A 24848-nucleotide genomic window follows, 5' to 3' on the forward strand; every position below is an offset into this window, starting at 1 on the left:
CCCTTTTCCCGCGCGAGGGCCCTGCCATACGGCGGGGCCCTTTCGTCTGCCCGCCCGCAGGGGAGGCGCCGAGACGGGTTCGTTACTGCATCTCCCCACGCCTGCGTAATCCGGCGGCTTACCCTGATACGGGATCCGCTGTTGCATGACCGGGATGTGCTGAGTGGAGAGACGACACTGGACGATGGCCGCCGGTGGGGCGGGATTCGTCCTTTCCGCCATCGCCGCCGTCCTCGGTGATCTCCTTCCCGGCTTTCCCGGACTGTGGGCTTCCGCGGTGGGCGTCCTCGCGGTGGGATCGGGCTTGTTGCTCACCGGCCTCGGTCTCAAGGACAAGGTGCTGAGCCCCCAGGAGGAACATGCCGCCGTCCTTCGCATCAAGGCGGAGATGAGCAGGCGGCTGGAGGGCCACGGCGCTCCCATCGATCTGCCGGTCAGGGAGATCCCCGAACCCGAGCGGGTGCTGACGGTGGATCTCGAGTCCACGAGTGTCGGCCAGGAGTACACCAGCCGGACGTTCATCAGCCGTCTCTGCGAGGGATGGGCCACGCCGGACGCGGCCAGGTGCACGCTGCTCCTGGGCGCGGCGGGCTCGGGCAAGACGCGATTGCTCTACGAGCTCACGCGGACCCTGGCGGACGCGTTCGTCGGCGGCTCCTCGCCGCAGATCCCCATCTTCCTGCGCGCGCACGGATGGGATCCGGAGCGGACATCGGTCCGCCGGTGGCTCACCGACATCTGTTCCACCGACTACGGGATCCCCCCGCTGACCACGAGCAGGTGGCTGCGGCGCTCGACGGTGCTGCTGATCATCGACGGTATCGACGAGCTTCCCGCCGCCGATCGGGAAGCCGGCGTGGACGCGCTCAAGACCTGGGTCAGGTCGGCGGACGGGAGCCGGGTGCTGCTGGCGTCGCGGATCTCCGAGTGGCCGCTCTGGGCACGATGGCTGGACCCCGACCGGGTCGCCGTCCTCGACTCGATGCCCGTCTCCTTGATGGAGGAATGCCTGCGCGCGGTTCTGGCCGACGCCGACCTGGTCCGGGAGAACGTCGACCTGGAGACCTTGGTGGCGACCATCAGGGTGAGCGACGGCGAGCTGAGCCGGCCCGCGCTGCTTCAGCTCCTGATCGACAGTCTGAGCCTGCCTCATTTCAAGGATCTGGGTGATCCCGGCGACGAAGGGCGGGCCGCTTTCCTGGCCGGGCTCCACAGCTGCAGGGCCGGTGCCTTGGACCAGGCGAAGCGGGATTTCGGATGCGCTCTCGAGTTCCCGCATTCTCCCTGGCGGTCGCTGGCGGCCGTCCACCTCAGCCTGCTGCTCAGCGAGCAGGGCGATGTGAACGCGGCCGAGGAACTCCTGCGCAAGTCGCTCAGCTGGCGCTTGCAGCAGTCCCTCGAACGGGACATGGAGCAGAGGCGTTCGGCGCCGATGACCGAACTCGAGCTACGCGTCTTCAACGCGATGGAGGAAGCCGTCAGTTATGACCTGGGGCAGGTGAGCGCCCAGTCCCGGCTGCCGATCTCCGCGGCGCGCGACTCGTTGCGCTCACTTCGCGAGAAGGGACTGATCGAGTCCTACCACGACGCCGACGGGTATGCGCGCTTCCGGCGGCTGCTCGGTGAATCGGTGGTGCGCTGACGATGGGCTGGACGTGGATCCCGCACGTCTCGGCCGCCGGACTGGCGATCATCCTGTCCGGTGTCGAGCTCTTCGCGGCACGCCGTAAACCTCCCTCGATCAAGGCCGCCCATTGGATCTGTTACCGCTTCGCCTGTGACGGGTCCACCGCCGTGCTGGCGTTCGTCCTGCTCGGCGCGGCGCTCGAGGGACTCAAGTGGTTCACGGGACCGTGGCCCGTGCTCCTCGCCGGCCTGGTCGGGCCCGCGCTGCTCCGCAGCCAGCTCGCGATTCTCGGCAGCGGCTCCGAGAACAGCTATTACGGCCCTGCCAAGGTCTACGCGCGGCTCCAGGGCTACATCAACCAGCAGATCGATGACATCGGCTCGGTCGAGCAATCGCGCTGGGTCCGGAGATGCGCCGTTCCCCAACTGTGCAAGGTGCCGCTCTCGGAGGTCCGCGAGTGCGTGGTCACCTATCTCAACGGCCTGGATCGGATGAGCGCGGCTGAGCGGAAGAAGACGATCGCCGCATTGGACGGCACCGTCGACGATCCGAACTTCAGCCACCAGGAGAAGGTGGGCGCGATCGTCGCTCTGCTCATCGACGTGGGTGGCCGCCGGCAGGTGAAGATGCTGATGAAGGCCGAGTTCGGCGAAGCGGCCGAGAACCCGGCGCCCGCACCCGGGCACCAGGAGCATTCGGCGACGCGCTGACCATCGACATTCTGGACATTTGATAACTCGGACTAAAGGCCGGGGTGGTCCTAGGACCACGGCACCATGTGCTCGCCGCGGCGCCGCCGTACGTTCGTCTGCATGAAGCGCAGAGCATTGACAACGGGCCTGGTGGCGATGGTGTCTCTCGTCGCCTTCGAGTACATGGCGGTCACGGTCGCCATGCCGCGGGTCGCCCGGGAACTGGGCGGTCTCGAATTGTACGGCCTCGCCTTCAGCGGGGCCATGGCCACCGGTGTGATCGGGACGGTGCTGGGCGGCCGGTGGGCCGACCTTCGCGGGCCCCTGGCACCGTTGTGGTTCGGCGCCCTGGCGTTCGCGGGCGGTCTCGGGCTGGCCGGAGGCGCGCAGAGCATGGAGATGCTGATCGCCGGTCGCCTGGTCCAGGGGTTCGGCGGGGCGTTGGTGCAGGTCTCCCTGTACGTGGTGGTGGGCAGGGTGTACCCCGAGCACCTGCACCCGAAGATCTTCTCCTTGTTCGCGACGGCATGGGTGGTGCCGTCCATGGTGGGGCCGGCGATCGCCGGTGGCGTGGTGGAGACGGTGGGCTGGCGCTGGGTCTTCCTGGGCGTGCCGGTCCTGACCGCGGTGGCGGCGGTGTTCCTGTACCGGGGGCTGGCGGGGCAGCCGGTCTCCGGCGGGCAGGTGGAGAGTTCTCCCGGGATGCTGGGCAAGCTCGGCTGGGCCGCGGTGACCGCCGTCGGCGCCGGGCTCATGCAGTACGGCAGCAAGGGTGAGACCGCTCTGCTGGTCACCGGCCTGATCGTGCTGGCGCTGGCGCTGCCGAGGCTGCTGCCGGCCGGTACCCTGCGGGCCGCCAAGGGCCTGCCGTCGGTCGTGGCCCTGCGCGGCCTGGCCACCGGCGCCTTCTTCGCCGCCGAAGTGATCATCCCGCTGATGCTCACCACGCAGCGCGGCCTGAGCACCGTCGAGGCCGGGCTCGCCCTCACTGGCGGCGCGCTCACGTGGTCGTTCGCCTCCTGGCTGCAGGGGCGCGAGGTCTTCAGCCGGCTGACGAACCTGGTCGGCGGCACCTCCCTGATCGCGCTGGGCCTGCTGCTCATGGGCGCGGTCGCCTTCGACCCGGTGCCGGTCTGGGTGGCGTACGTCTCCTGGATCGTCGGCGGCTTCGGGATCGGGCTGGTCTACCCGACGCTCTCGGTGCTGACGCTGGAGCTGTCGGCTCCCGCCGAGCAGGGCGCCAACTCCTCCTCGCTGCAGGTCGGTGAGATGATCTTCTCCGTGGTGGCGGTCGCGATCACCAGCGCGCTGTTCACCGCCCTGGCCTCCGGCTACTGGAGCGTCTTCGCGGCCACGCTGGTCATGGCGCTGGCCGGGATCTGGGTGGCGCCCCGGTTCGGGATCACCACCCCGGGCGGGAAGAAGGAGGCCCCGGTGCCGGTGGGCGTGTGACCCTCCTGACGAGGCCCCGCCGGTGGACAAGCCGGCGGGGTCCGTTCGTCCGTCCCCAGAACCACCGGGGTGATGCCCCGGGCGGCGGGTGGTCACCCGTCCTGTGACGCGGACGTGACGCCTTCGGTGCGGCGTCGTGCCATCAGCTTGCGGAACAGCGGGGTGAGCAGCGCCAGCGCCGACAGCAGCAGCAACACGATCGCGATCGGGCTCCTGACCAGCACGGTGACGTCACCGGCGCCGATGGCCAGGGCGCGGCGGAGCTGGATCTCGGCCATCGGGCCGAGGATCATGCCGATGACCGCGGGCGCCACCGGCAGGCCGAAGCGGCGCATGGCCCAGCCGAGCAGGCCGAGAAGGAAGAGCACGACCAGGTCCACCGTCGAGCCGTTGACCGCGTAGACGCCGAGCGCGGCGAACATGACGATCCCGGCGTACAAATAGGGCCGCGGCACGTGCAGGACCTTCGCCCAGAGCGGCGCCAGGGGCAGGTTGAGCACCAGCAGCATCGCGTTGCCGATGAACAACGAGGCGATCATGGCCCACACCAGGGCGGGGTTGTGGTCGAAGAGCTGGGGGCCGGGCTGCAGGCCGTACTGCTGGAAGGCGGCGAGCAGGATCGCGGCGGTGGCCGAGGTCGGCAGGCCCAGGCTGAGCAGGGGGACCAGCGTGCCGGCGGCCGAGGCGTTGTTGGCCGCCTCTGGCCCGGCGACGCCTTCGATGGCGCCCTTGCCGTACTCCTCTCGGGCGATGCCGCGGGCCAGCTTCTTCTCGGTCGCGTAGGACAGGAAGGTAGGGATCTCGGCGCCGCCGCCCGGCAGCGCGCCGAAGGGGAAGCCCAGGGCGGTGCCGCGCAGCCACGGCTTCCAGGAGCGCGCCCAGTCGGTCCTGCCCAGGTAGGCCCGGCCGACCGGGATCACCTCCGGCGGCACGTGCCGCAGCCGGGAGGCCACGTACAACGCCTCACCCAGCGCGAACAGGCCGACGGCGACGATCACCACGTCGATGCCGTCGAGCAACTGGGGGATGCCCAGCGTGAGCCTGGCCTGCCCGGTCTGCTGGTCGATGCCGATGAGCCCGATCGCCAGGCCGAAGCCGAGCGAGGCCAGGCCGCGCACGACCGAGCGGGACAGGACCGAGGAGACCGCGGTGAAGGCCAGGATGGCCAGGGCGAAGTAGTCCTCGGGGCCGAAGGAGATGGCGAAGGCGACCACGGCCGGGGCGGCGACCACGAGCAGGCCCGTGGCGAGCGTGCCCGCGACGAACGAGCCGATGGCCGCCGTGGCCAGCGCCTGGGCGGCACGGCCGCGCTTGGCCATCTTGTTGCCCTCCAGCGCGGTGATCATCGAGGACGACTCACCGGGCGTGTTGAGCAGGATGGAGGTGGTGGAGCCGCCGTACATGCCGCCGTAGTAGATGCCGGCGAACATGATGAAGGCGCTGGCCGGAGGCACGGTGAAGGTCACCGGCAGCAGCAGCGCGACCGTCATGGCCGGGCCGATGCCGGGCAGCACGCCGACGAGGGTGCCCAGGGTGACGCCGATCAGCGCGTACAGCAGGTTGATCGGGGTCAGCGCGGCGGCGAAGCCGTCCAGCAGCAGTTGCAGCGAGTTCATTCCAGTCCAACTCCACCCAGGATCCCCGCGGGAAGCGTCACGCCGAGGCCGTTCACGAAGGCGAGGTAGGTGCCGACGCCCAGGACCACGGCCACGATCGCGGCGCGGATCTTGTGCTCGGCGCCCAGCGCCAGGGACAGGCCGAAGAACAGCAGGCTGCCGGCGATGATCCAGCCGAGGGTGTTCAGCAGCGCGGTGAAGGCCAGGAAGACGCCGCCGACCAGGGCGACCCGCTTGAGGTCGGCGGGGGCGTCGGCGTCGATGTCCTCGCTCTCCTCGGGGTCGCCGCGGCCGCCGCGCAGGACGTCGACGACGTAGAAGAGGCCCACGACGGTGATCGCGCCGCCGACCAGCATGGGGAAGAACCTCGGCCCGATGCCGACCGCGGAGGCGGCGGCCGAGACGTCCAGCGTGCCGACGACGACGAAGACGCCGACGGCCAGCAGGGCCAGCGCCAACCCGAGCTCGGGTCGCCACCAGCCCCGCTTCTTGCTCTGCATGGGCTCCATCAGGAGACGAGCCCCATCTCGGCGATGATGCCCTTGACTCGGGTCTGCTCGGCGCCGAGGTAGTCGGCGAACTGCTGGCCGGTCTGGAAGGCGTCGATCCAGCCGTTCTTGGCGACCGCGTCCTTCCAGGACTGGGAGCCGTGCATCTTGGTGACCAGGTCGGTCAGGTTCTTCTTGTCGGCGTCCGACAGGCCGCCGGGGGCGACCATGCCGCGCCAGTTGGCGATCTCGACGTCGAGGCCGCCCTCCTTGAGCGTGGGCGCGTCGAGGGTGGGCAGCTTCTGCGCGGAGCTGACGCCCAGGGCGCGCAGCTTGCCGGCCTTCACCTGCTCGGCGAACTCGCCGACGCCGGAGATGCCGATCGTGGCCTTGTTGCCCAGCAGGAGGTTGAGCGCCTCACCGCCGCCGGAGTTGGCGACGTAGTTGATCTGCTTGGGGTCCACGCCCGCGGCCTTGGCCATGAGGCCGGCCAGGATGTGGTCGGTGCCGCCGGCCGAGCCGCCCGCGATGGAGACGGTCTTCGGGTCGGCCTTCCAGGCGGCGACCAGGTCGGCGAGCGTCTTGAGCTTGGACTCGGCGGGCACGACGACGATCTCGTACTCCTCGGTCAGCTTGGCGATCGGCGTGGTGTCGGCCAGCGTGACCTTGGACTTGTTCTGCTCGATGGCGCCGACCATGACCAGGCCCATCGTCATCAGCAGATTGCCGTTGCCCTTCTCGCCGGCGAGCTGGGCCAGGCCGATGGTGCCGCCGGCGCCGGGCACGTTGTAGACCTCGACCTTGCGGGAGGGCTCGGCCTGTTTGATCGCCTGCTCGGCCGTGCGGGAGGTCTGGTCCCAGCCGCCGCCGGCGTTGGCCGGTGCCATGATCTTCAGGGTGCCCGACGCTGCGCCGGTGCCGCCGCCCGCGTTGCCGCAGGCCGACAGCGCGGCGACGGACAGGGCCGCGAGCGCGGCGAGTATGCGCAAGCGCATGATCACTCCAAGGGTGCTCTTCACGTTCTGTGAACATGGATGGTGAGCCAGGTCACCCCCTCGGTCGAGCCTTATTCCAGTTGACGTCTTTTTGTTCGTATTGGTCGCGACCCGGCTGTGACCTGCGTTTGTTTCCATCTATCGCGTGAGGAGGGTCACAAACGCCTCGCTCGGCACTCAGTTGTTCGTGTTGCAGATGGTGATCGTCTTGCTCGCCATCGTGGGCACGGCGGCCGTGTGGTTCGGGCACACGCGTACCCAGTTGGATTCGCGCTACCAGCAGCGCGCCCTGGCCATCGCCCAGTCGGTGGCCGGCATGCCGCAGGTCCGCGCGGCCTTTAACACGAAAAATCCGGAAAAGGTGCTGCAGCCGCTCGCCGTCAGCGTCCAGCAGGCCACCGGAGCCGACTACGTGGTCATCGCCAACCGCGAGCAGACCCGCTACGCGCACCCCAACGCCGACCTGATCGGCCAGAAGCTGTCCACCGACGGCAGCGGCGTCATCGAGTCGGGCCGTCCCTGGGTCGGCACCGAGACCGGCACCATCGGCACCACGGTGCGCGGCAAGGCGGCCATCTTCGACGAGTACGGCGAGGTCATCGGCATGACCTCGGTGGGCGTGCTGGAGACCACGGTCGTCGGCGAGCTGTCCGGCGCCCTGCCGCCGCTGCTGTGGACGGCCTTCGCCGTACTGCTGGCCGGGCTGCTGGCGGCCGCGCTCGTCACGGCCCGTGTGCGGCGGCAGACCTTCGGCCTGGAGCCGCGCGAGATCGCCGCGCTGCTGGAACAGCGCGAGGGCGTGCTGCACGGCGTGAAGGAGGGCGTGCTCGCCCTCGACCTGAACGGCCGGGTCACGCTGGTCAACGACGCCGCCCGCGACCTGCTCGGCGACGTCGGCGAGGGCGGCGACCTGTCCGACCTGCCGGTCTCCGGCCGCATGCGCGACGTGCTCGGCGGCGCCGACCCCGGCGAGGACCGCATCGTGCTGCACGGCGAGCGCGTGCTGGTGCTCAACCGCACCCCCGTCGCCGTGCGCGGCCAGCACCGCGGCTGGGTGGTCACGCTGCGTGACCGCACCGAGCTGGTACGGCTGGCGCGCGACCTCGACGACGCCAGCAGCGCGACGGACGCCCTCCGGGCGCAGGCCCACGAGTTCGCCAATCGCATGCACACCGTCGTCGGGCTGCTGGAGCTGGGCGAGCACGAGGCGGCGGTCTCCTTCATCACCCGCACCACCCGCAGCACCTACGCCGTCGGCATCCGCGAACGCGTGCAGGACCCGACGCTGGCCGCGCTGCTGCTGGCCAAGTCGGCCGAGGCGGCCGAACGCGGCGCCACGCTGGAGCTGGCCGACGACTCGGCGGTGCCGGACGGGATGCTGGGCGACCCGCAGGACGCGGTGCTGGTCGTGGGCAACCTGGTGGCCAACGCCATCGACGCGCTGGACGGCGCTCCGGGCACGGTCGAGGTCTCGGTCCGGGCCGACGCCGACGGCCTGCACGTGCGCGTGGGCGACTCCGGGCCCGGCATCACGCCCGGCCTGGTCGAGGAGGTCTTCCGCGAGGGTTTCACGACCAAGGCCGCCCGCTCGGGCCAGCGCGGCCTCGGGCTGGCGCTGACCAGGCAGGCGTGTTTGCGCCGCGGCGGCTGGGTGAACGTACGCAACGAGGGGGGAGCGGTGTTCACCGCGCTGCTGCCGTGATCCGTGTTCTGGTCGTCGACGACGACTTCATGGTCGCCCGCATCCACAGCGGCTACGTCGCGCGGGTGCCGGGCTTCGAGGTCGTGGCCGTGGCCCACACCGGGCACGACGCGCTGAGCGTGGTCCGTCACCTGCGGCCCGACCTGGTGCTGCTCGACATCTACCTGCCCGATCTGTCCGGGCTGGAGGTGCTGAAGGAGCTGCACGACGTGGACGTGCTGATGATCAGCGCCGCCCGTGACCTGCCCACGGTCAGGGAGGCGATGCGCAGCGGCGCGGTCAACTACCTCATCAAGCCGTTCACCGCCGCCGCGCTGACCGATCGGCTGCAGCAGTACGCCACGGCGCGGCGGCGGCTGACCGCGCTCGGTCCCGAGGTGGGCCAGGACGAGGTGGACCGGATGTTCGGCGCGGTCAAGACGCCGCTGCCCAAGGGCCTGTCCTCGGCCACGTGCGACCTGGTGGCCGAGACGCTGCGGGCGGCGGGCGGCGACCTGTCGGCGGCCGAGGCGGCGCAGCTGGCCGGGTTGTCGCGGGTCTCGGCACGCAGGTACCTCGAGCACCTGTGCGTGGTGGGCAAGGCCGAGCTCCGGCCCAGGTACGGCACGGCGGGCCGCCCCGAGCACCGCTACCGCTGGATTGGTTAGCCCGAGATAACCCATTTCCCGTGACATATCGGGATACCCGTGCCTTACTGTTGCCTGAGAAGAGGCTGCGGAGCAGGAGGAGATAGAGGCGTGCGGCGCGCCGGACCAATCGATTCACCGACCGACCCTTTCGCCTCGGTGCCATTGCCCCTGCCCGGCAAGAAGCCGAAAGTGGAGGGCCTGCCGCCCGGAGTCTCCCGCGACATCTTCGGCCCCAACGGCCAGCCCGAGCAGCCCAAACAGGAACCCCCCGCAGGTCTGCCGCCCGTGGCGCCGCCGCCCCAGCCCTGGCCCATGCAGGGACCGCCGCAGCCGCCCGCGTCCTTCCGCCCCTCGGAGCCGCCGCCCCCGCCGCCCGGCTACGACCCCGACCCGCCGCGCCGCCGCATCCTGCCGACGCTCCTGCTCGTCATAGTCGTCCTCGGCCTGCTGGCCTACCTCGTGCCCGCGGTCGTCATGTCCGGCTCGGTGCTGCGCGGCACCCGCGTGGCCGACATCGACATCGGCGGGCTGACCGTCACCCAGGCCGCCGACAAGCTCCGCGCCGAGCTGTCGGCCCGCCTCGACCGCCCCGTCACCGTCAGCATGGCCGGCCGTGAGGAGACCATCCAGCCCGACGAGGCCGGCCTCGAACTCGACGTGGTCGCCACCATCGGCGAGGCCCCCAGCGGCTTCCCCACCCCGGTCGAGGTCTGGCGGGCGCTCACCGGCACCACCGACCTGCAGCCCAAGATCTCCATCGACGCCGCCCAGCTCGCCAGGACCGTCGAAGGGCTGGCCGAATCGGTCGACAAGGCGCCCAAGGAGGGCCGCGTCGTCTTCTCCGGCCTGCGCCCGCGTGCCGTACTCCCCCAGGAGGGCCTGCTCCTCGACCGCGACTCCGCGGTCAAGGCCATCAGCACCGCCTTCCTGCGCTCGCAGGCCAACGTCGCCCTCAACATGGTCCCGGCCAAGCCCAAGACCACCGAGGAGACAGTACGGCGGGCCTTCGCCGAGGCCAGGCGGGCCGTGGCCGCGCCGATCACCCTCACCAAGGACGGCAAGACAGCCCAGCTCACCCCTGCCGCCATCGCCGCCCACCTCGTCTACGTCCCCGACGACAACGGCGTCCTGAAGCCCCAGTTCGACGCGGAGAAGGCGCTCGAGCCCATCCAGGACAAGCTGGTCGACCTGGCCAAGCTTCCCCAGAACGCCACCTTCGCCATCGAGAACGGCAAACCCGCGCTCGTCCCGGGCCGCCAGGGCAGGGGCGTGGACGCCGGCCGGCTGGCCACGGACATCACCGGTGTGCTGGTCAAGCGCGACAGCCGGACCATCGCGGTCTCGCTCGCCGCGGTCAAGCCCGAGCTGACCACCGCGGAGGCGGCCGGGCTCGGGATCAAGGAGATGGTGGCCGAATTCACCACGCCCTTCGACTGCTGCCAGGCGCGGGCGACCAACATCCAGCGCATGGCCCAGCAACTCGACGGCACGATCGTGCAGCCGCGCAAGACGTTCTCCTTCAACGAGACCCTGGGCGAGCCGACCGCCGAGCTCGGCTACCTCGAAGCCCCCCAGGTCGTCGGCGGCCGCATGGTCAACGTCATGGGCGGCGGCGGATCCCAGTTCGCCACCACGCTCTACAACGCCGTCTTCCTCGGCGGCTACGAGAACGCCGAGCACACACCCATGGACTACTACGCGCCCCGCTACCCCGAGGGCCGCGACGTGACCGTCCTCTACCCCCGCCGCGACTTCAAGTGGGTCAACAACTCCCAGTACGGCGTGCTGATCAAGGCCGTCGCCACGCCCACCTCGGTCACGGTCACCCTGTGGAGCACCAAGCGCTACGACAAGATCGAGCCCGTGGTCTCCGAGCGCCGCGACGTCACCGCCTTCCGCCGCCAGACCAGCGGCCAGCCCGGCTGCCTGCCGACGACGGGGCAACCGGGCTTCACCGTGGACGTGACCCGCGTCTTCTACGACGGGGACAAAGAAGTCAAGCGGGACAAGAAGGTGACCACGAAGTACCGGCCCCAGGCCCAGCTGACCTGCCTGGCTACAAGCGGGGACTGATCGACAGGATCTTGTCGTCGCCGTCGTCCGGCGAGCCCCGGCCGTCGTGGTTGCTCGTGCCCACCCAGAGCGTGCCGTCCGGGGCCACGGCCACCGCCCGCAGCCGGCCGTACGTGCCGTCGAAGTGCGCCACCGGCTTGCCGGGCCGGCCCTCGGCATCCAGCGGGACCTGCCACAGCCGCGTGCCGCGCAGCGCGGCCACCCACAGGGAGCCGGCCGTGTACGCCATGCCGGACGGCGAGGCGTCGCCGGTGCCCCAGGTCACGATCGGGTTGGTGAAGGCGGTGTCGTCGCCCTTGCCCTCGATCTCGGGCCACCCGTAGTTGCGCCCCTCGACGATCTGGTTGATCTCGTCGAGGGAGTTGGCGCCGAACTCGGAGGCGTACATCCGGCCCTTCTCATCCCAGGCCAGGCCCTGGACGTTGCGGTGGCCGAGCGTGAACACCTTGGCCGCGCCGTCCAGGCTCATGCGCAGGATCTTGCCGCCCAGCGACTTCGGGTCCTGCGCCAGCGGGCGGTCGCCGACCTCGCCGGTGGAGGCGTACAGGAAGCCGTCGGGGCCGAAGGCGAGCCGGCCGCCGTTGTGGATGCCGCCTCGGGGAATGCCCTGGACCAGGACCTTCGGCTCGCTCAGGGCATCGCCGGTCAGGCGGTAGCGGACGATCCGGTTGTCCTCCATGGCGGTGTAGTAGAGGACGACGTTGTCGTCCTTGACCGCTATGCCCATGAGCCCGCCCTCGCCGCCGGGCCGGGCCTCGGAGATCTTGGCCAGCTCGGTGATCTTGCCCTGGGGGGTCACGCGCAGGACGCGGGCGCTGTCGCGCTCGGTCACCAGCGCGTCCCCGCCGGGCAGGAAGGCGATGCCCCAGGGCACGCTCAGCCCGGTGGCGATGACCTTGGGCCGGCCGGGGGGAGGGGCGGGCACGCTCGCCGTGGGCGTCACCGCGCCACCGGCCGCGCAACCGGACAGCGCGATCAGGATGATGAGCCAGAGTTTCCTCATGACTTCCATACTGGCGCGTGAGTCGTAAGGTTCTCCGCATGAAGATCTGGGTTCCTTCCGAAGCCATGGTTGAGGTTCTGTCCGACCTGCCTCGGGTCCAATGTGAGGTTTATGACGGCAAGGGGGAGATGCCGGATGGGCTGGAGGAGGTCGAGGTCTGGGTTCCGCCGCTCATCACGCCCCGCGACGTCAAGGGAACCCTGGCCAAGATGACCTCGCTGCGCCTCGTGCAGACCGTGACCGCCGGGGTGGAACCGTACCGGCCGAACATGCCCGAGGGGACCGTGCTCTGCAACGCGCGCGGCGTGCACGACGCGGGGACCGCCGAGTGGGCGGTCGGGGCGATGATCGCGGTCCTGCGGGAGTTCCCCGGGTTCGCCGACGCCCAGCGCAGAGGCGAGTGGACCTACCACCACACCGGCGTGCTGGCCGACTCCACCGTGCTGATCGTCGGGTACGGCTCCATCGGGGCCGCGCTGGAGCGGCGGCTGGACGGGTTCGAGGTGGACGTGGTCCGGGTGGCCCGCACCGCCCGTGACGGGGTGCACGGCATGGACGACCTGCCCGGGCTGCTGCCCGATGCCGACGTGGTGGTGCTGCTGGTGCCCGCCACCGCGGACACCGCCGGCATGGTGGACGCCGCCTTCCTGGCCCGGATGAAGGACGGCGCGCTGCTGGTCAACGCGGCCAGGGGCGGGGTGGTCGACACCGGCGCCCTGGTTGACGAGCTGCGGTCGGGCCGGCTCAGGGCGGCCGCCGACGTGACCGATCCCGAGCCGCTGCCGGAGGGGCACCCGCTCTGGACGGCCCCGGGATTCTTCCTCACGCCGCATGTCGCCGGGAGCACCCCGGCCTCCGGCAGGCGGATGCTGCGGCTGGTCCGGTCGCAGATGCTGCGGTACCTCGCCGGCGAACCCCTGAACAACGTCATTACCGACACGTATTGAGAGGAATCCGGACCGTGGCTGGTCCGTGACCTTCGGTGCGTACGGTTGTCGTCTACCGGGCCTTCCTGACTCCCAGTCAAGGTAGGTCTCGGGGCAATTCGGTCTGTGTGGTTATCAGATCGGTGACGACATCGGCGTTGTCACCACCCGCGCACCCGGCACCGCACACACTGTCGATGTGAGGGCAAGGACTGTGATCCGCTGGCGTGACCCACGGGCGCCGCTGACGGCCGCCGCGACAATCGGCGTGGCCGTGTTCGCCGTTTCGCTGGCGGCCGGCGGGCCCGCGAGGGTGACCGGCGCGATCGCGGGCGTGACGGCGGCGCTGCTGGCGACGCTCTCCCTGCTGGTGAGCGCGGCCCGCACCGGCGAGCAGCGGCAGGCCAGCGGTTCGCGCTGGCTGGCCGCGGGCGCGGTGGTGTGGTCGGCCGGCGTCGGCGTACGCCCCCTGGCCGACAGCTCCAGCTTCATCCTCAGCTTCGCCGACCTGCTCGTGCTGGCCGGATCCGTGCTCATGGCCGGAGGCGCGGTCATCGCCGCCGGCCGGCTGCCCACGGCCAAGGCCGCGATCCGCTATCTCACCGACGGCTACCTCTGCACGGCCGCGCTCTTCCTCATCGGCTGGGTCGTCGCGCTGCGGCAGGTCCACGCCGAGGGCTCGCCCAGCTTCACCTTCATGCTGCTGCCACCGCTGGCCTGCCTGCTGGTGACCTGCGTCAGCATCCCCATCGTGGCCAGAGGCACGCGCACCGGCCTGCCGCTCGGCCTGGCCGGGATCGGGGTCCTGGCCACCACCACGGTCGCCGAAATGGCCTCCGCCGTGGCCAGGCTCGGCGAGGGCACCCCGCCGACCTGGAGCCTGGCCCTGGTCCCCGTCGCCTTCCTGCTGCTGGCGGCGGCGCCCTGGAGCACGCCGCGCGGGTCCGACGAGGACCGCCCCGCCACCGGCCAGGGAGTCGCCCACCTGCTCGCCCTGGTCCCGCTGGTGCTGGTCGCCGCGGCCGCCGTCGTGCTCGCCGCCCACCTCGCCGGGTCCCGCGACCATCCCGTCACCGGCGTCGTGATGGTCGCCGCCTCCGTCGTCCTCATCCTCGTGCTGCGCCTGTTCGTGCTGATCGGCGCCAACGCGCGCATGCGCGGCCTGGTCGCGCTCGGCGACCGCCAGCTGCGCGAGCTGGCCGAGAGCACGGGCGACGTGGTCCTGCTGTGCGACTACGACGGCACCGTGCGCGAGATCGGCGCCGGCGTCGAGGTCACGTACGGCTACCGCCCCGACGAGATCGTCGGCGGCTCGATCTTCGACTACATCCACCCCGAGGACCTGCCCGGGATCCAGATCTCGCTGCGCGCCATGGGCCTCGACGAGGACACCGCAGAGCCGAGCGCCTGCCTGATCGCCTGCCGGGTGCGCGCGGCCGACGGCACCTGGCGCCCCACCGAGTCCGTCGCCACCCGGCACGTCGGCGGCGAGGACGTGCTGCTGGTCACCACCCGCGACATCAGCGACGAGGAGGCCCTGCGCAACCAGGTCGCCCACCTCACCTTCCACGACGGCATCACCGGGCTGCCCAACCGCTCCTACTTCGAGGAGCGCACCCGCGAGGTGCTGGCCGGGCGGGCCTCCGGGCAGACCGCCGTCATCTTCCTCGACCTCGACGGGTTCACCTCCGTCAACGACTCGGTGGGCCACGCCAGCGGCGACTACCTGCTCGGCCAGGCGGCCCGGCGGCTGCGCGGAGCCGTACGCCCGGAGGACACGCTCGCCCGGTGGGGCGGGGACGAGTTCGCGGTGCTGATGGAGATCGGCGGCGAGGCGCAGCTCGCGGTGGACGTGGCCGAGCGGCTGGTGCGCGCGGTCTCGCAGGAGCCCTTCCGCGTGGCCGACCGCGACGTGGCGCTGACCGCCTCCGTGGGCGTGGCCTTCGCCGAGGAGGAGATGCCCGCGGGCGACCTGCTGCGCAACGCCGACGTGGCCATGGCCAGGGCCAAGGACCTCGGCGGCCGCCGCGTGGAGGTCTTCGCCGCCCAGATGCACGCCGAGGTGGTCCGCCGCCTCGAACTCGCCGCCGACCTGCAGCGGGCGCTCATCGAGAACCAGTTCGCGATCGAGTACCAGCCGGTCGTGGACCTCGCGACCTCGCGGGTGACCGCGGTGGAGGCGCTGGTGCGCTGGTGGCGGGGCTCGGCGTTCGTGGCGCCGGAGCACTTCCTCGGCCCGGCCGAGGACACCGGGCTCATCGTGCCGCTGAGCGAGTGGATCCTGCGCGAGTCCTGCCGCGAGGTGGCGGCCTGGCGGGCCTCCTCCTGGGACATCGGGCTGTCGCTGAACCTGTCCGCCCGGCAGATCACCGCGCCGCGGTTCGTCGAGACCGTCGCGGAGGCCCTGGAGGAGAGCGGGCTGCCCGCCTCCGCGCTCACCCTCGAGGTGATCGAGGAGATGCTCGTGGAGGACGCCGAGGAGACGATCTCCCGGCTGTCGGAGCTGCGCGCTCTCGGGGTACGGCTGGCCATCGACGACTTCGGCACCGGCTACGCCTCTCTCGCGTTCCTGCGCCAACTCCCGGTGGACATGATCAAGATCGACCCCAGCTTCGTCTCGGGTCTGGGCAGGGACGAGACGCTCACGCTCCTGACCAGGACGATCGTGCGTCTCGGCCATGACCTCGGCCTGATCGTGGTGGCCGAGGGCATCGAGCGCCCGGAGCAACTGGAGAAGCTGCGGGAGATGGGTTGCACGCGCGGCCAGGGCTTCCTGGTGGCGCGGCCGATGGCGGCGCGGGGAGTCGACACCCTGATGCGCACCAGCCTGCAGTCGGCCTTGTAGGCGCGGTTCATCTCGAATGCTGGGATGACTGTCCAGCAAGTTGACACTATGGGCTGGTGAGCGGCTAAGGTGTTGCCATGCTTCGCAGTGAGATTCTCGTAGTACTTCGCCGGCGCGCGGGCCGATAGCGAAGCACTTCGACCTGCGCGCCGCCCCAGTCCCACCGCCCGGTGGGGAGGGGCATTTTTTATGTCCTTAAGTGTCTGCCCTTTAAGGAACGAGCCGATGACCGAACGGATGACAGGTGCACAGGCCCTGGTCAGGGCGCTGGAGCACGTGGGAGTCGACACCGTGTTCGGGATTCCCGGCGGGGCCATCCTCCCCGCCTACGATCCCCTCTACGACTCGACCAAGGTCCGGCACGTGCTCGTACGGCACGAGCAGGGCGCCGGGCACGCGGCCGAAGGGTACGCGCAGGCCACCGGCAGGGTCGGGGTGTGCATGGCCACCAGCGGCCCCGGGGCGACCAACCTGGTCACCCCGATCGCCGACGCCTACATGGACTCGGTGCCCATCGTGGCCATCACCGGCCAGGTGCCGAGCGGCGCCATCGGCACGGACGCCTTCCAGGAAGCCGACATCTCCGGCATCACCATGCCGATCACCAAGCACAACTTCCTGGTGACCGATCCCGCGGAGATCCCGCGCACGATCATGGAGGCGTTCCACATCGCCTCCACGGGCCGCCCCGGCCCCGTCCTGGTGGACATCTCCAAGGACGCGCTGCAGGCCGACACCGAGTTCCACTGGCCGCCGACCATGCAGCTGCCCGGCTACCGGCCGGTCACCCGGCCGCACTCCAAGCAGATCCGCGAGGCCGCCAAGCTCATCGCCGAGTCCAAGCGCCCCGTCCTGTACGTGGGCGGCGGTGTGCACCGGGCGGGCGCCTCCGCCGAACTCCTGCGGCTGGCCGAGCAGACCGGCATCCCGGTCGTCACCACCCTGATGGCCCGCGGCACCTTCCCCGACAGCCATCCCCAGCACATGGGCATGCCCGGCATGCACGGCAGCGTCTCCGCGGTCGGCGCCCTGCAGAAGTCCGACCTGATCATCGGCCTGGGCGTGCGCTTCGACGACCGGGTCACCGGGCAACTGTCCACGTTCGCCCCCCACGCCAAGATCGTCCACGCGGACATCGACCCGGCCGAGATCTCCAAGAACCGCCACGCCGACGTCCCGATCGTCGGCGACTGCAAGGAGGTCATCAACGACCTCATCAACGCCGTCGAGAACACCGGCAAGGGCGACTACACCGAATGGTGGACGCTCCTCAACGGCTACAAGACGACCTACCCGCTCGGCTACGACGAGTTCGAGGACGGCTCGCTGGCCCCGCAGTACGTCATGGAACGCCTCAGCGCCATCGCCGGGCCCGACGCCTACTACGTGGCCGGGGTCGGTCAGCACCAGATGTGGGCGGCCCAGTTCATCGGCTACGAGAACCCGGGCACGTTCATCAACTCCGGCGGCCTGGGCACCATGGGCTTCGCCGTACCGGCTGCGATGGGTGCCAAGATGGGCAAGCCCCAGGCGACCGTGTGGGCCATCGACGGCGACGGCTGCTTCCAGATGACCAACCAGGAACTCGCCACCTGCGCCATCGAGGGCGTGCCGATCAAGATCGCGGTCATCAACAACGGTAACCTCGGCATGGTCCGCCAGTGGCAGACCCTCTTCTACGACCAGCGCTACTCCAACACCGATCTGCAGACCACCCGCCGCATCCCCGACTTCGTCAAGCTCGCCGAGGCATATGGTTGTGTCGGCCTGCGATGCGAGCGCCCCGAGGACGTGGACGCGACGATCAAGAAGGCCATGGAGATCAACGACGTGCCGGTCGTGGTCGACTTCGTCGTCCACCAGGACGCGATGGTCTGGCCGATGGTCGCGGCCGGCACCAGCAACGACGACATCAAGATCGCCCGGGACATGGCCCCGGTCTGGGAGAGCGAGGACTAATGAGCAGACACACGCTCTCCGTTCTGGTGGAGAACAAGCCCGGCGTGCTCGCCCGCGTCTCCTCGCTGTTCAGCAGGCGCGGCTTCAACATCGACTCCCTCGCCGTCGGCCCCACCGAGCACGACGACATCTCCCGTATGACGATCGTGGTCAGCGTGGAAGAACTCCCGCTGGAACAGGTCACCAAGCAGCTCAACAAGCTCGTGAACGTCCTGAAGATCGTCGAGCTGGACACCACCCAGTCCGTGCAGCGCGAGCTCATGCTCATCAAGGTCAAGGCCGACGCCGAAAGCCGCTCGCACGTGCTCGAACTCGTCCAGCTCTTCCGCGCCCGCTGCGTCGACGTGGCGGCGGACGCCGTGACCATCGAGGTCACCGGCACTCCCGACAAGCTCGAAGCCTTCGTGAAGGTCCTCGAGCCGTTCGGGATCAAGGAACTCGTTCAATCGGGCATGGTGGCCATCGGCCGCGGCGCCCGCTCCATCACCGACCGGTCCCTCAGGGCACTGGACCGTACCGCCTGAAAGGTTTTTCGCACGTGACCGAGATCTTCTACGACGACCAGGCAGACCTGTCCATCATCCAGGGCAGGGTCGTGGCCGTCATCGGGTACGGCTCCCAGGGGCACGCGCACGCCCTGTCCCTGCGCGACTCCGGCGTCGACGTCCGCGTCGGCCTGCCCGAGACCTCCAAGAGCCGCGAGCTCGCCCAGGCCGAGGGCCTGCGCGTGATCACCCCGGCCGAGGCGGCGGCCGAGGCCGACCTCATCATGATCCTCGCGCCGGACCACCTGCAGCGCGGCATCTACGAGAACGACATCAAGCCGAACCTGCAGGAGGGCGACGCGCTCTTCTTCGGCCACGGCCTCAACATCCGCTACGGCCTCATCGAGGCGCCCGAGGGCGTCGACGTGGCCATGGTCGCCCCGAAGGGCCCCGGCCACCTGGTCCGCCGCCAGTACCAGGCCGGGCGCGGCGTGCCGTGTCTCGTCGCGGTCGAGAAGGACGCCTCCGGCAAGGCGTTCGACCTCGCGCTGTCGTACGCCAAGGGCATCGGCGGCACCCGCGCCGGGGCGCTCAAGACCACCTTCACCGAGGAGACCGAGACCGACCTGTTCGGCGAGCAGGCCGTGCTGTGCGGCGGCGTCTCCGAGCTGATCAAGGCGGGCTTCGAGACGCTGATCGAGGCCGGATACCAGCCCGAGGTCGCCTACTTCGAGTGCCTGCACGAGATGAAGCTCATCGTCGACCTCATGTACGAGGGCGGCATCTCCAAGATGTACTGGTCGGTCTCCGACACCGCCGAGTACGGCGGCTACACGCGCGGCTCGCGCGTGGTGACCGAGGAGACCAAGAAGGAGATGAAGCGCATCCTGGCCGAGATCCAGGACGGCACCTTCGCCCGGCAGCTGGTCGAGGAGTTCGACGGCGGCCAGAAGGAGTTCGGCCGCCACCGCGAGGAACTGGCCGAGCACCCGATCGAGAAGACGGGGGCCACGCTGCGCCCGATGATGAGCTGGCTGAAGGGTTAAAAGCATGCTCTTACCCCCACGCGCGTGGGGGTAAGACCGTGTCTTCAGCCGAGCCGGGGATCCGGTGGGGCGCCCTCATGAGGTCCCGCGTCGGCGGTCCGGACTCTGTGCCGGCGCGGCGATGTGATGTATGCCACCCGCTACAGGTGTCACACGACGGCGGGGGCCGGTGTCTTGTGCGCGGAGCAGGGTGGGAAGCGAACCAAGCAGGAGCCGGCGATGAGTGAGCACAGCGAGGTGACGACGGGCCCCGTCGGGCAGCCCCCGGGGGATGGGCGGATGGACGCCGCCACCGAGGCGTTCGTCTCTCACCGCAACCTGCTGTTCACCGTCGCCTACGAGATGCTCGGCTCGGCCGCCGACGCCGAGGACGTCCTGCAGGAAACCTGGCTGCGCTGGGTCGAGGTCGACCTGGGGCAGGTGTCCGATCGGCGTGCCTACCTCGTCCGGATCACCACCCGGCAGTCGCTCAACCGGCTGCGCGCGATGAAACGCCGCAAGGAGACGTACGTCGGCTCCTGGCTGCCTGAGCCGCTGCTCACCACGCCGGACGTGGCCGAGGACGCCGAACTGGCCGAGAGCGTGTCGATGGCGTTGATGCTCGTCCTGGAGAGCCTCTCGCCGACCGAGCGCGCCGTCTTCGTGCTGCGCGAGGTCTTCGACGTCGGCTACGAGGAGATCGCCGCCGCCGTCGACAAGAGCACTGTGGCCGTCCGCCAGATCGCGCACCGCGCCCGCCGGCACGTCGATGCCCGCCGCCCACGCGAGGCGGTCTCCCCGGGCCAGGCCCGGGCGGCTCTGCAGAGGTTCCGGCGCGCGCTCGAAACCAGGGACCTGCAGGGCCTGCTTGATGTGCTCGCCCCCGAGGTCGTCCTGGTCAGCGACGGCGGTGGCGTGAAGCGGGCCGCGCCGCGGCCGGTCGTCGGCGCCGAGAAGGTGGTCGGCTTCTACCTCGGCCGCTCCGGCACGGTGCAAGCGGCGATCACCTGCGAGGCCGTCGTGGTCAACGGCAACCCGGCACTCCTCGTGTGCCTGGACGGAGAGTTCGACGGTGTGCTGGCGATCCGTGCCGAGGACGCCCGCATCACCGGCCTCTATTACGTCCGCAACCCCGAGAAGCTGACCCGCGTCGCCTCCGAGACTCCGCTCACCCTGCGATGAAGAACCCCGACCACCGTCTCATCTGCTGTCACACCCTGCACCGAGGAGAGCACACCCCATGACCGGCCAGACGACGGCAGCGCGCGGCGGCCGCACCTTCTTGAAGATCGCGGTCGCCGCGCAGACCCTGAGCATCTTCTTCCAGGCGGCCACCGCCGGGATGCTGCTGTCCTCCTCCCTCGGAGCGGACCTGCACCACCTCGGGTCACGCGTGATGTGGGGATCGACGGCGCTGTACGTGCTCGCCGCCATCCTGGCCTGGCGCCCGGGCGGCGGCACACCCCGCCCGATCCTGCACGCCACCGGTTTCCTCGTCCTGGCCTCGGCGCAGGTCGCGCTGGGCATCGCGGGCCTGAGCTCGCTGCATGTCCCCCTGGGCGTCCTGATGTTCGGCCTCAGCACCCTGACCCTGGGCCACATGCTGTCCACAGCCCGGCGAGGACGCTCCGCGATCCGCTCTGGGATGCCGCAAAGATCCGCCACGTAGCAGAATGATCGTGTGACAGAGGTCATCCAGTCCGAGCGCATGCGGGCGACTGTGCAAGCCGCTGGGCTGGTTGCTGTCCCGCTGGTCGTCACGAAGGGCGTTCGTGCGCTGGGGCGCCGTCGCCGTCGAGGTGGTTGCGGGTGGTCACCATCTGCGGCGCGCTGGTTCGACCGCTGAAGCAGGCATCCAGCGGGCATGGCCGGATCGTAGTATCCCTGGGTAGGGTCCCTGCTGGCGTGAAGAAGGTGGACCGTGGCGCGTCCGAATTCCGGGGAAGAGCTGGGCAGGATCTCCGGGTACCGCCTCACGGGAGTGCTGGGGCAGGGTGGGCAGGGGACCGTTTACCGTGCGGAGGACGCCTCTGGTCACGAGGTGGCCGTCAAGGTGCTCAACGACCGGATGTCCGACGATGCGGAGGAGCGCCGCCGGTTCTTCCGCCAGGTCGACCTCGCCAGGCGGGTGGCGCCGTTCTGTACCGCCCGGGTGCTGGACATGGGGATGCACGACGACCGGCCGTACATCGTCAGTGAGTACGTGCGGGGCGAGTCCCTGGAGCGGGCCGTCAGGCAGGACGGGCCGCGGGCCGGCGGCGGGCTGGACAGGCTGGCCGTTGCGACGGCGACGGCCCTGACGGCCATCCATCGGGCCGGGGTGGTGCATCGGGACTTCAAGCCGGCCAACGTCATCCTGGGTCCCGAGGGGCCGGTGGTGATCGATTTCGGGATTTCGCGGGTGCTCGATCATGTGCCCACCCAGTCGGGGGCTCTGGGGACGCCGGGGTATGTGGCGCCTGAGCAGCTGAGCGGAGATCAGGCGGGGCCGGCGGCGGACGTGTTCAGCTGGGCGGCCACGATGGTGTTCGCGGCCACGGGGCGGCGGCCGTTCGGCGGGGCGTCGGTTCCGTCGGTTATTCACGCGCTTTTGTACGAAGAGCCGGACTTGACCGGGGTGCCGGAGCCTTTGCGGTCGCTGGTGGCGGCCTGCCTGGACAAGAGGCCGGAGCGGCGGCCCGCGGCCGACGACCTGGTGCGTACCCTGACCGGCGGGGGCACGCGCACGCTCGAGGTCGCGGAGCCGGCGGCGAGAGTGCGGGTACCGCTCCGGGCGATCCTGGCGGTGGTGGTGGCCGTCGCGGTCGGTGCGGCGGTGGTGGTGTGGCCGAGGGGTGAGCCGCGCGGCGGTCCTGAAGCGGCGAGGACGGGCCTCGCGACCGGCACCGCGACGGGTCCCGTGACGGGGTCCGGGCTCGCCGGCAGCGGGGTGGAGATCGGGCGTCCGCTGGCCGGGCACGCCAACGACGTGCGGGCGGCGGCGATCGGAGTGCTCAACGGCGTCCCCGCCGCCCTCACGGGTTCGGACGACGAGACGGCCCGGGTCTGGGATCTGCGCACGTCCCAGCCCATGGGCAAGCCGCTGATCGGCCACACGGAGTGGGTGCGCGGGGTCGTACTCGACCAGCTCGACGGCGTGCCGGTCGCGCTCACCGCCAGTGACGACGACACCGCCCGGGTCTGGGACCTCGGCGGCGGCGGAGGTTCCCGCACTCTGCGTGGCCACACCGGCGACGTCAAGGCGATCGCGACCGGCCGGATCGGGGGGCTGCACGTCGCGGTCACCGCCTCCGCCGATCGCACGGCGCGGGTCTGGGATCTGCGGACGGGCAAACCGGTCGGCTCCCCGCTCACCGGGCACACCGCCGCAGTGTGGGCGGTGGCCGCCGGCCAGGTCGGCGGCGCGCCGATCGCGGTCACCGCCGGGGACGACGGCACCGTGCGGCTCTGGGACCTGGGCACGGGCAAAGCCATCGGGGAGCCGATGACCGGGCACACGGGCTGGGTGCGTTCCGTGGCGATGGGCACCCTGGAGGGCAGGCCCGTGGCCGTCACCGGCGGCGAGGACATGACCGTCCGGGTCTGGGACCTGACCACCAGGACGCAGGCCGGCGCGCCGCTGGCCGGGCACACCGGCGCCGTCTGGTCCGTGGCGATGACCAACCTGAACGGCAGGGCCGTGGCGGTCAGCGGCAGTGAGGACAAGACGGCGCGGACGTGGGATCTGGCGACCGGGAAGGCCATGGGCGCGCCGTTCGCGAAGCACTCCGACGCGATCTGGTCGGTGGCGGCCGGTCTGGTCGACGGCCGCCCGGTGGCCGTCAGCGGCAGCAGGGACCAGACCGCGCGGGCCTGGAGCCTCGGGTCAGGCAGCTGATCACTCCTGCAGGGCGGGCACCGGCTTGGCGAGGCCGGGCAGGCGGAGGGCCGGGAGCACGCCGAGCAGCGCCCCGGCGGCCGCGACGTAGGCGGCCACGCCCAGCCCGTCGGCCGTGGCCACGCGCAGCGCCTCGCCCGACAGCCCGCCCAATCCGGCGTTGGCCACCGCGACCAGGACGGCCAGGCCCGCGCCCGAGCCCACCTGCAGGGCGGTGTTGGCGATGCCCGAGGCGGTGCCCTGTTCGGCCCCGGCGACGCCGCTGCCGGCGGCGTTGAACATGGCCGGGTAGATCAGCCCCATGCCGAGGCCGACGACGACGATGCCGGCCAGCACGCTCACGTAGGAACCGGTCGCGGTCATGCCGGGCGCCAGCAGGGCGCTGCCGGCGGCGCCGGCGAGCAGGCCGGTGATCAGCGTGGTACGGGTGCCGAGCCGGCCGATCATGCGCTCGCTGACGGTGTTGCCCAGCGTGATCGAGAGCGTGGGGCCGAGGAAGGCGATGCCCGTCTGCAGGGCGGTGAAGCCGAGGACGCCCTGGAAGTACAGGGTGAGGAAGTAGGGGATCGCCTGCAGGCTGAGCCCGAACACCAGGATGACCACGGCGGCGGCGCTCAGGCTCCGGTTGCCGAACAGGCGCAGCGGCATCAGGGGGCTGGGGCTGCGCTTCTCCACGGTCAGGAAGACACCCAGCAGGATCACGGCCAGCAGCGTGGAGACGAGCACCGGGGCGGAGGTCCAGCCGGCCTCCGGGCCCTGGGCGATGGCGAAGACCAGGAGCGTGACGCCGGCCGTACCGGTGAGGGCGCCGGGGAGGTCGAAGCTCTGGCCGCGTGCGCGGGCGCCGTCGGCGATCAGCAGGGCGGGGGCGAGGGCGAGGCCGATGGCGGCCAGCGGGACGTTGACGAAGAAGACCCATTCCCAGCCCAGCCAGTTGGTCAGCGCGCCGCCCAGCAGAGAGCCGAGGCTCAGGCCGGCCGCACCGCCGGTGGCCCAGACGGTCAGGGCTCTGGTACGGGCTCTGCCGACCGGGAACATGGTGTTGACCAGGGAGAGAGTGGCCGGTGCGAGGATGGCCCCGCCCAGGCCCTGGATCATTCTGGCCACGATGAGCAGGGCGGGGGAGGGCGCCAGGCCGCCCAGCAGGGAGCCCACGCCGTACAGGGTCATGCCGGCCACGAACATCCGGCGGCGGCCGATCAGGTCGGCCAGGCGGCCGCCGAGCAGCAGGAAGCCGCCGAACAGCACCGCGTAGGCGCTGACCACCCACTGCAGGGAATGCGGGGTGAAGCCGACCTCCCTCGCGATGTCCGGCAAGGCGACGTAGACAATGGTGAAGTCAAGGCTGGTGATCAGGTTGGCGAACGCCAGCAGGGCCAGGCTCGGCCCGCGCGTTTCAGTCACGGTCAAACTCCTTACAAACGGCTGGTCACCACCGTAGGAAGGGGTTACGT

At 70.7% G+C, this 24848-nt stretch carries 19 protein-coding genes; 14 read left to right on the forward strand and 5 right to left on the reverse strand.

Annotated elements, in window-relative coordinates; translation table 11 throughout:
• Positions 1-163: 163 nt before the first annotated feature.
• From FVE25_RS31910 to FVE25_RS31920, 3 genes are all read left to right on the forward strand, one after another.
• Positions 164-1642 carry an NACHT domain-containing protein gene (locus FVE25_RS31910; protein ID WP_157250826.1) on the forward strand — a complete coding sequence of 493 codons (1479 nt, stop codon included), beginning with the start codon at positions 164-166 and terminating at the stop codon, positions 1640-1642.
• Between the two features lie 2 nt (positions 1643-1644).
• The gene (locus FVE25_RS31915) at positions 1645-2337 is read left to right on the forward strand and encodes a hypothetical protein (protein ID WP_157250827.1); all 693 of its coding nucleotides are present in this window, start codon (positions 1645-1647) and stop codon (positions 2335-2337) included.
• 102 nt (positions 2338-2439) lie between these two features.
• Positions 2440-3771, forward strand: a complete 1332-nt coding sequence (locus tag FVE25_RS31920; RefSeq protein WP_246267725.1) for an MFS transporter — start codon at positions 2440-2442, stop codon at positions 3769-3771.
• A gap of 92 nt (positions 3772-3863) precedes the next feature.
• Here FVE25_RS31920 and FVE25_RS31925 read toward each other — a convergent pair whose 3' ends face one another.
• The 3 genes from FVE25_RS31925 to FVE25_RS31935 are packed head-to-tail and all read right to left on the reverse strand — an operon-like array spanning position 3864 to position 6870.
• A complete protein-coding gene (locus FVE25_RS31925; RefSeq protein ID WP_157250828.1) occupies positions 3864-5387 on the reverse strand; it encodes a tripartite tricarboxylate transporter permease in 1524 nt (507 codons plus the stop codon).
• A complete protein-coding gene (locus FVE25_RS31930) occupies positions 5384-5887 on the reverse strand; it encodes a tripartite tricarboxylate transporter TctB family protein (RefSeq protein WP_157250829.1) in 504 nt (167 codons plus the stop codon). The genes FVE25_RS31925 and FVE25_RS31930 overlap by 4 nt, the downstream gene beginning before the upstream one ends.
• Positions 5888-5895: 8 nt before the next feature.
• A complete protein-coding gene (locus FVE25_RS31935; protein ID WP_157250830.1) occupies positions 5896-6870 on the reverse strand; it encodes a Bug family tripartite tricarboxylate transporter substrate binding protein in 975 nt (324 codons plus the stop codon).
• Between the two features lie 145 nt (positions 6871-7015).
• Here FVE25_RS31935 and FVE25_RS31940 point away from each other — a divergent pair, with 145 nt between their 5' ends.
• From FVE25_RS31940 to FVE25_RS31950, 3 genes are all read left to right on the forward strand, one after another.
• Complete coding sequence (locus tag FVE25_RS31940) at positions 7016-8572, forward strand: ATP-binding protein (protein ID WP_246267727.1); 1557 nt, start codon at positions 7016-7018, stop codon at positions 8570-8572.
• Positions 8569-9219, forward strand: coding sequence for a response regulator (locus FVE25_RS31945; RefSeq protein WP_157250831.1), 651 nt, complete (start codon positions 8569-8571; stop codon positions 9217-9219). The genes FVE25_RS31940 and FVE25_RS31945 overlap by 4 nt, the downstream gene beginning before the upstream one ends.
• 138 nt (positions 9220-9357) lie before the next feature.
• Positions 9358-11274 (forward strand): VanW family protein, encoded by a 1917-nt coding sequence (locus tag FVE25_RS31950; protein WP_157250832.1) that lies wholly within the window; start codon positions 9358-9360, stop codon positions 11272-11274.
• On the opposite strand, the gene FVE25_RS31955 is transcribed toward FVE25_RS31950, so the two are convergent.
• Positions 11258-12277: a PQQ-dependent sugar dehydrogenase gene (locus FVE25_RS31955; RefSeq protein WP_157250833.1), complete on the reverse strand. Its 1020-nt coding sequence runs from the start codon at positions 12275-12277 to the stop codon at positions 11258-11260. The two genes, FVE25_RS31950 and FVE25_RS31955, sit on opposite strands and share 17 nt — an antisense overlap.
• A gap of 38 nt (positions 12278-12315) precedes the next feature.
• On the opposite strand from FVE25_RS31955, the gene FVE25_RS31960 reads away from it, so the two are divergent.
• The 8 genes from FVE25_RS31960 to FVE25_RS31995 all read left to right on the forward strand — a co-directional run bounded on the left by FVE25_RS31960 (position 12316) and on the right by FVE25_RS31995 (position 23394).
• Positions 12316-13224, forward strand: coding sequence for a 2-hydroxyacid dehydrogenase (locus FVE25_RS31960; protein WP_157250834.1), 909 nt, complete (start codon positions 12316-12318; stop codon positions 13222-13224).
• Between the two features lie 178 nt (positions 13225-13402).
• Entirely contained in the window at positions 13403-16048 is a 2646-nt protein-coding gene (locus FVE25_RS31965; RefSeq protein WP_246267729.1) for a putative bifunctional diguanylate cyclase/phosphodiesterase, read from the forward strand.
• A gap of 225 nt (positions 16049-16273) precedes the next feature.
• Positions 16274-18007, forward strand: coding sequence for an acetolactate synthase large subunit (locus FVE25_RS31970; RefSeq protein WP_157250835.1), 1734 nt, complete (start codon positions 16274-16276; stop codon positions 18005-18007).
• The gene (gene ilvN, locus FVE25_RS31975; RefSeq protein WP_157250836.1) at positions 18007-18531 is read left to right on the forward strand and encodes an acetolactate synthase small subunit; all 525 of its coding nucleotides are present in this window, start codon (positions 18007-18009) and stop codon (positions 18529-18531) included. Before FVE25_RS31970 ends, ilvN begins: the two co-directional genes overlap by 1 nt.
• A gap of 23 nt (positions 18532-18554) precedes the next feature.
• Positions 18555-19538, forward strand: a complete 984-nt coding sequence (ilvC, locus tag FVE25_RS31980) for a ketol-acid reductoisomerase (protein ID WP_157250994.1) — start codon at positions 18555-18557, stop codon at positions 19536-19538.
• 219 nt (positions 19539-19757) lie between these two features.
• Positions 19758-20699 (forward strand): RNA polymerase sigma-70 factor, encoded by a 942-nt coding sequence (locus tag FVE25_RS31985; protein ID WP_219825726.1) that lies wholly within the window; start codon positions 19758-19760, stop codon positions 20697-20699.
• A gap of 58 nt (positions 20700-20757) precedes the next feature.
• Complete coding sequence (locus FVE25_RS31990) at positions 20758-21186, forward strand: hypothetical protein (RefSeq protein WP_157250837.1); 429 nt, start codon at positions 20758-20760, stop codon at positions 21184-21186.
• Between the two features lie 252 nt (positions 21187-21438).
• Positions 21439-23394 carry a serine/threonine-protein kinase gene (locus FVE25_RS31995; protein ID WP_157250838.1) on the forward strand — a complete coding sequence of 652 codons (1956 nt, stop codon included), beginning with the start codon at positions 21439-21441 and terminating at the stop codon, positions 23392-23394.
• On the opposite strand, the gene FVE25_RS32000 is transcribed toward FVE25_RS31995, so the two are convergent.
• Complete coding sequence (locus tag FVE25_RS32000) at positions 23395-24798, reverse strand: MFS transporter (protein WP_246267731.1); 1404 nt, start codon at positions 24796-24798, stop codon at positions 23395-23397.
• Positions 24799-24848: the final 50 nt, after the last annotated feature.

It is taken from the genome of Nonomuraea typhae (assembly GCF_009760925.1).
In the GTDB taxonomy this organism is placed as follows: Bacteria; Actinomycetota; Actinomycetes; order Streptosporangiales; family Streptosporangiaceae; genus Nonomuraea; species Nonomuraea typhae.

Coding starts and splice junctions, on each gene's coding strand:
- FVE25_RS31915 (WP_157250827.1), top strand. CDS start 1,645: ATGGGCTGGACGTGGATCCCGCACGTCTCGGCCGCCGGACTGGCGATC.
- FVE25_RS31985 (WP_219825726.1), top strand. CDS start 19,758: ATGAGTGAGCACAGCGAGGTGACGACGGGCCCCGTCGGGCAGCCCCCG.
- FVE25_RS31930 (WP_157250829.1), bottom strand. CDS start 5,887: ATGCAGAGCAAGAAGCGGGGCTGGTGGCGACCCGAGCTCGGGTTGGCG.
- FVE25_RS31970 (WP_157250835.1), top strand. CDS start 16,274: ATGACCGAACGGATGACAGGTGCACAGGCCCTGGTCAGGGCGCTGGAG.
- FVE25_RS31935 (WP_157250830.1), bottom strand. CDS start 6,870: ATGCGCTTGCGCATACTCGCCGCGCTCGCGGCCCTGTCCGTCGCCGCG.
- FVE25_RS31990 (WP_157250837.1), top strand. CDS start 20,758: ATGACCGGCCAGACGACGGCAGCGCGCGGCGGCCGCACCTTCTTGAAG.
- FVE25_RS31920 (WP_246267725.1), top strand. CDS start 2,440: ATGAAGCGCAGAGCATTGACAACGGGCCTGGTGGCGATGGTGTCTCTC.
- FVE25_RS31925 (WP_157250828.1), bottom strand. CDS start 5,387: ATGAACTCGCTGCAACTGCTGCTGGACGGCTTCGCCGCCGCGCTGACC.
- FVE25_RS31960 (WP_157250834.1), top strand. CDS start 12,316: ATGAAGATCTGGGTTCCTTCCGAAGCCATGGTTGAGGTTCTGTCCGAC.
- FVE25_RS31955 (WP_157250833.1), bottom strand. CDS start 12,277: ATGAGGAAACTCTGGCTCATCATCCTGATCGCGCTGTCCGGTTGCGCG.
- ilvN (WP_157250836.1), top strand. CDS start 18,007: ATGAGCAGACACACGCTCTCCGTTCTGGTGGAGAACAAGCCCGGCGTG.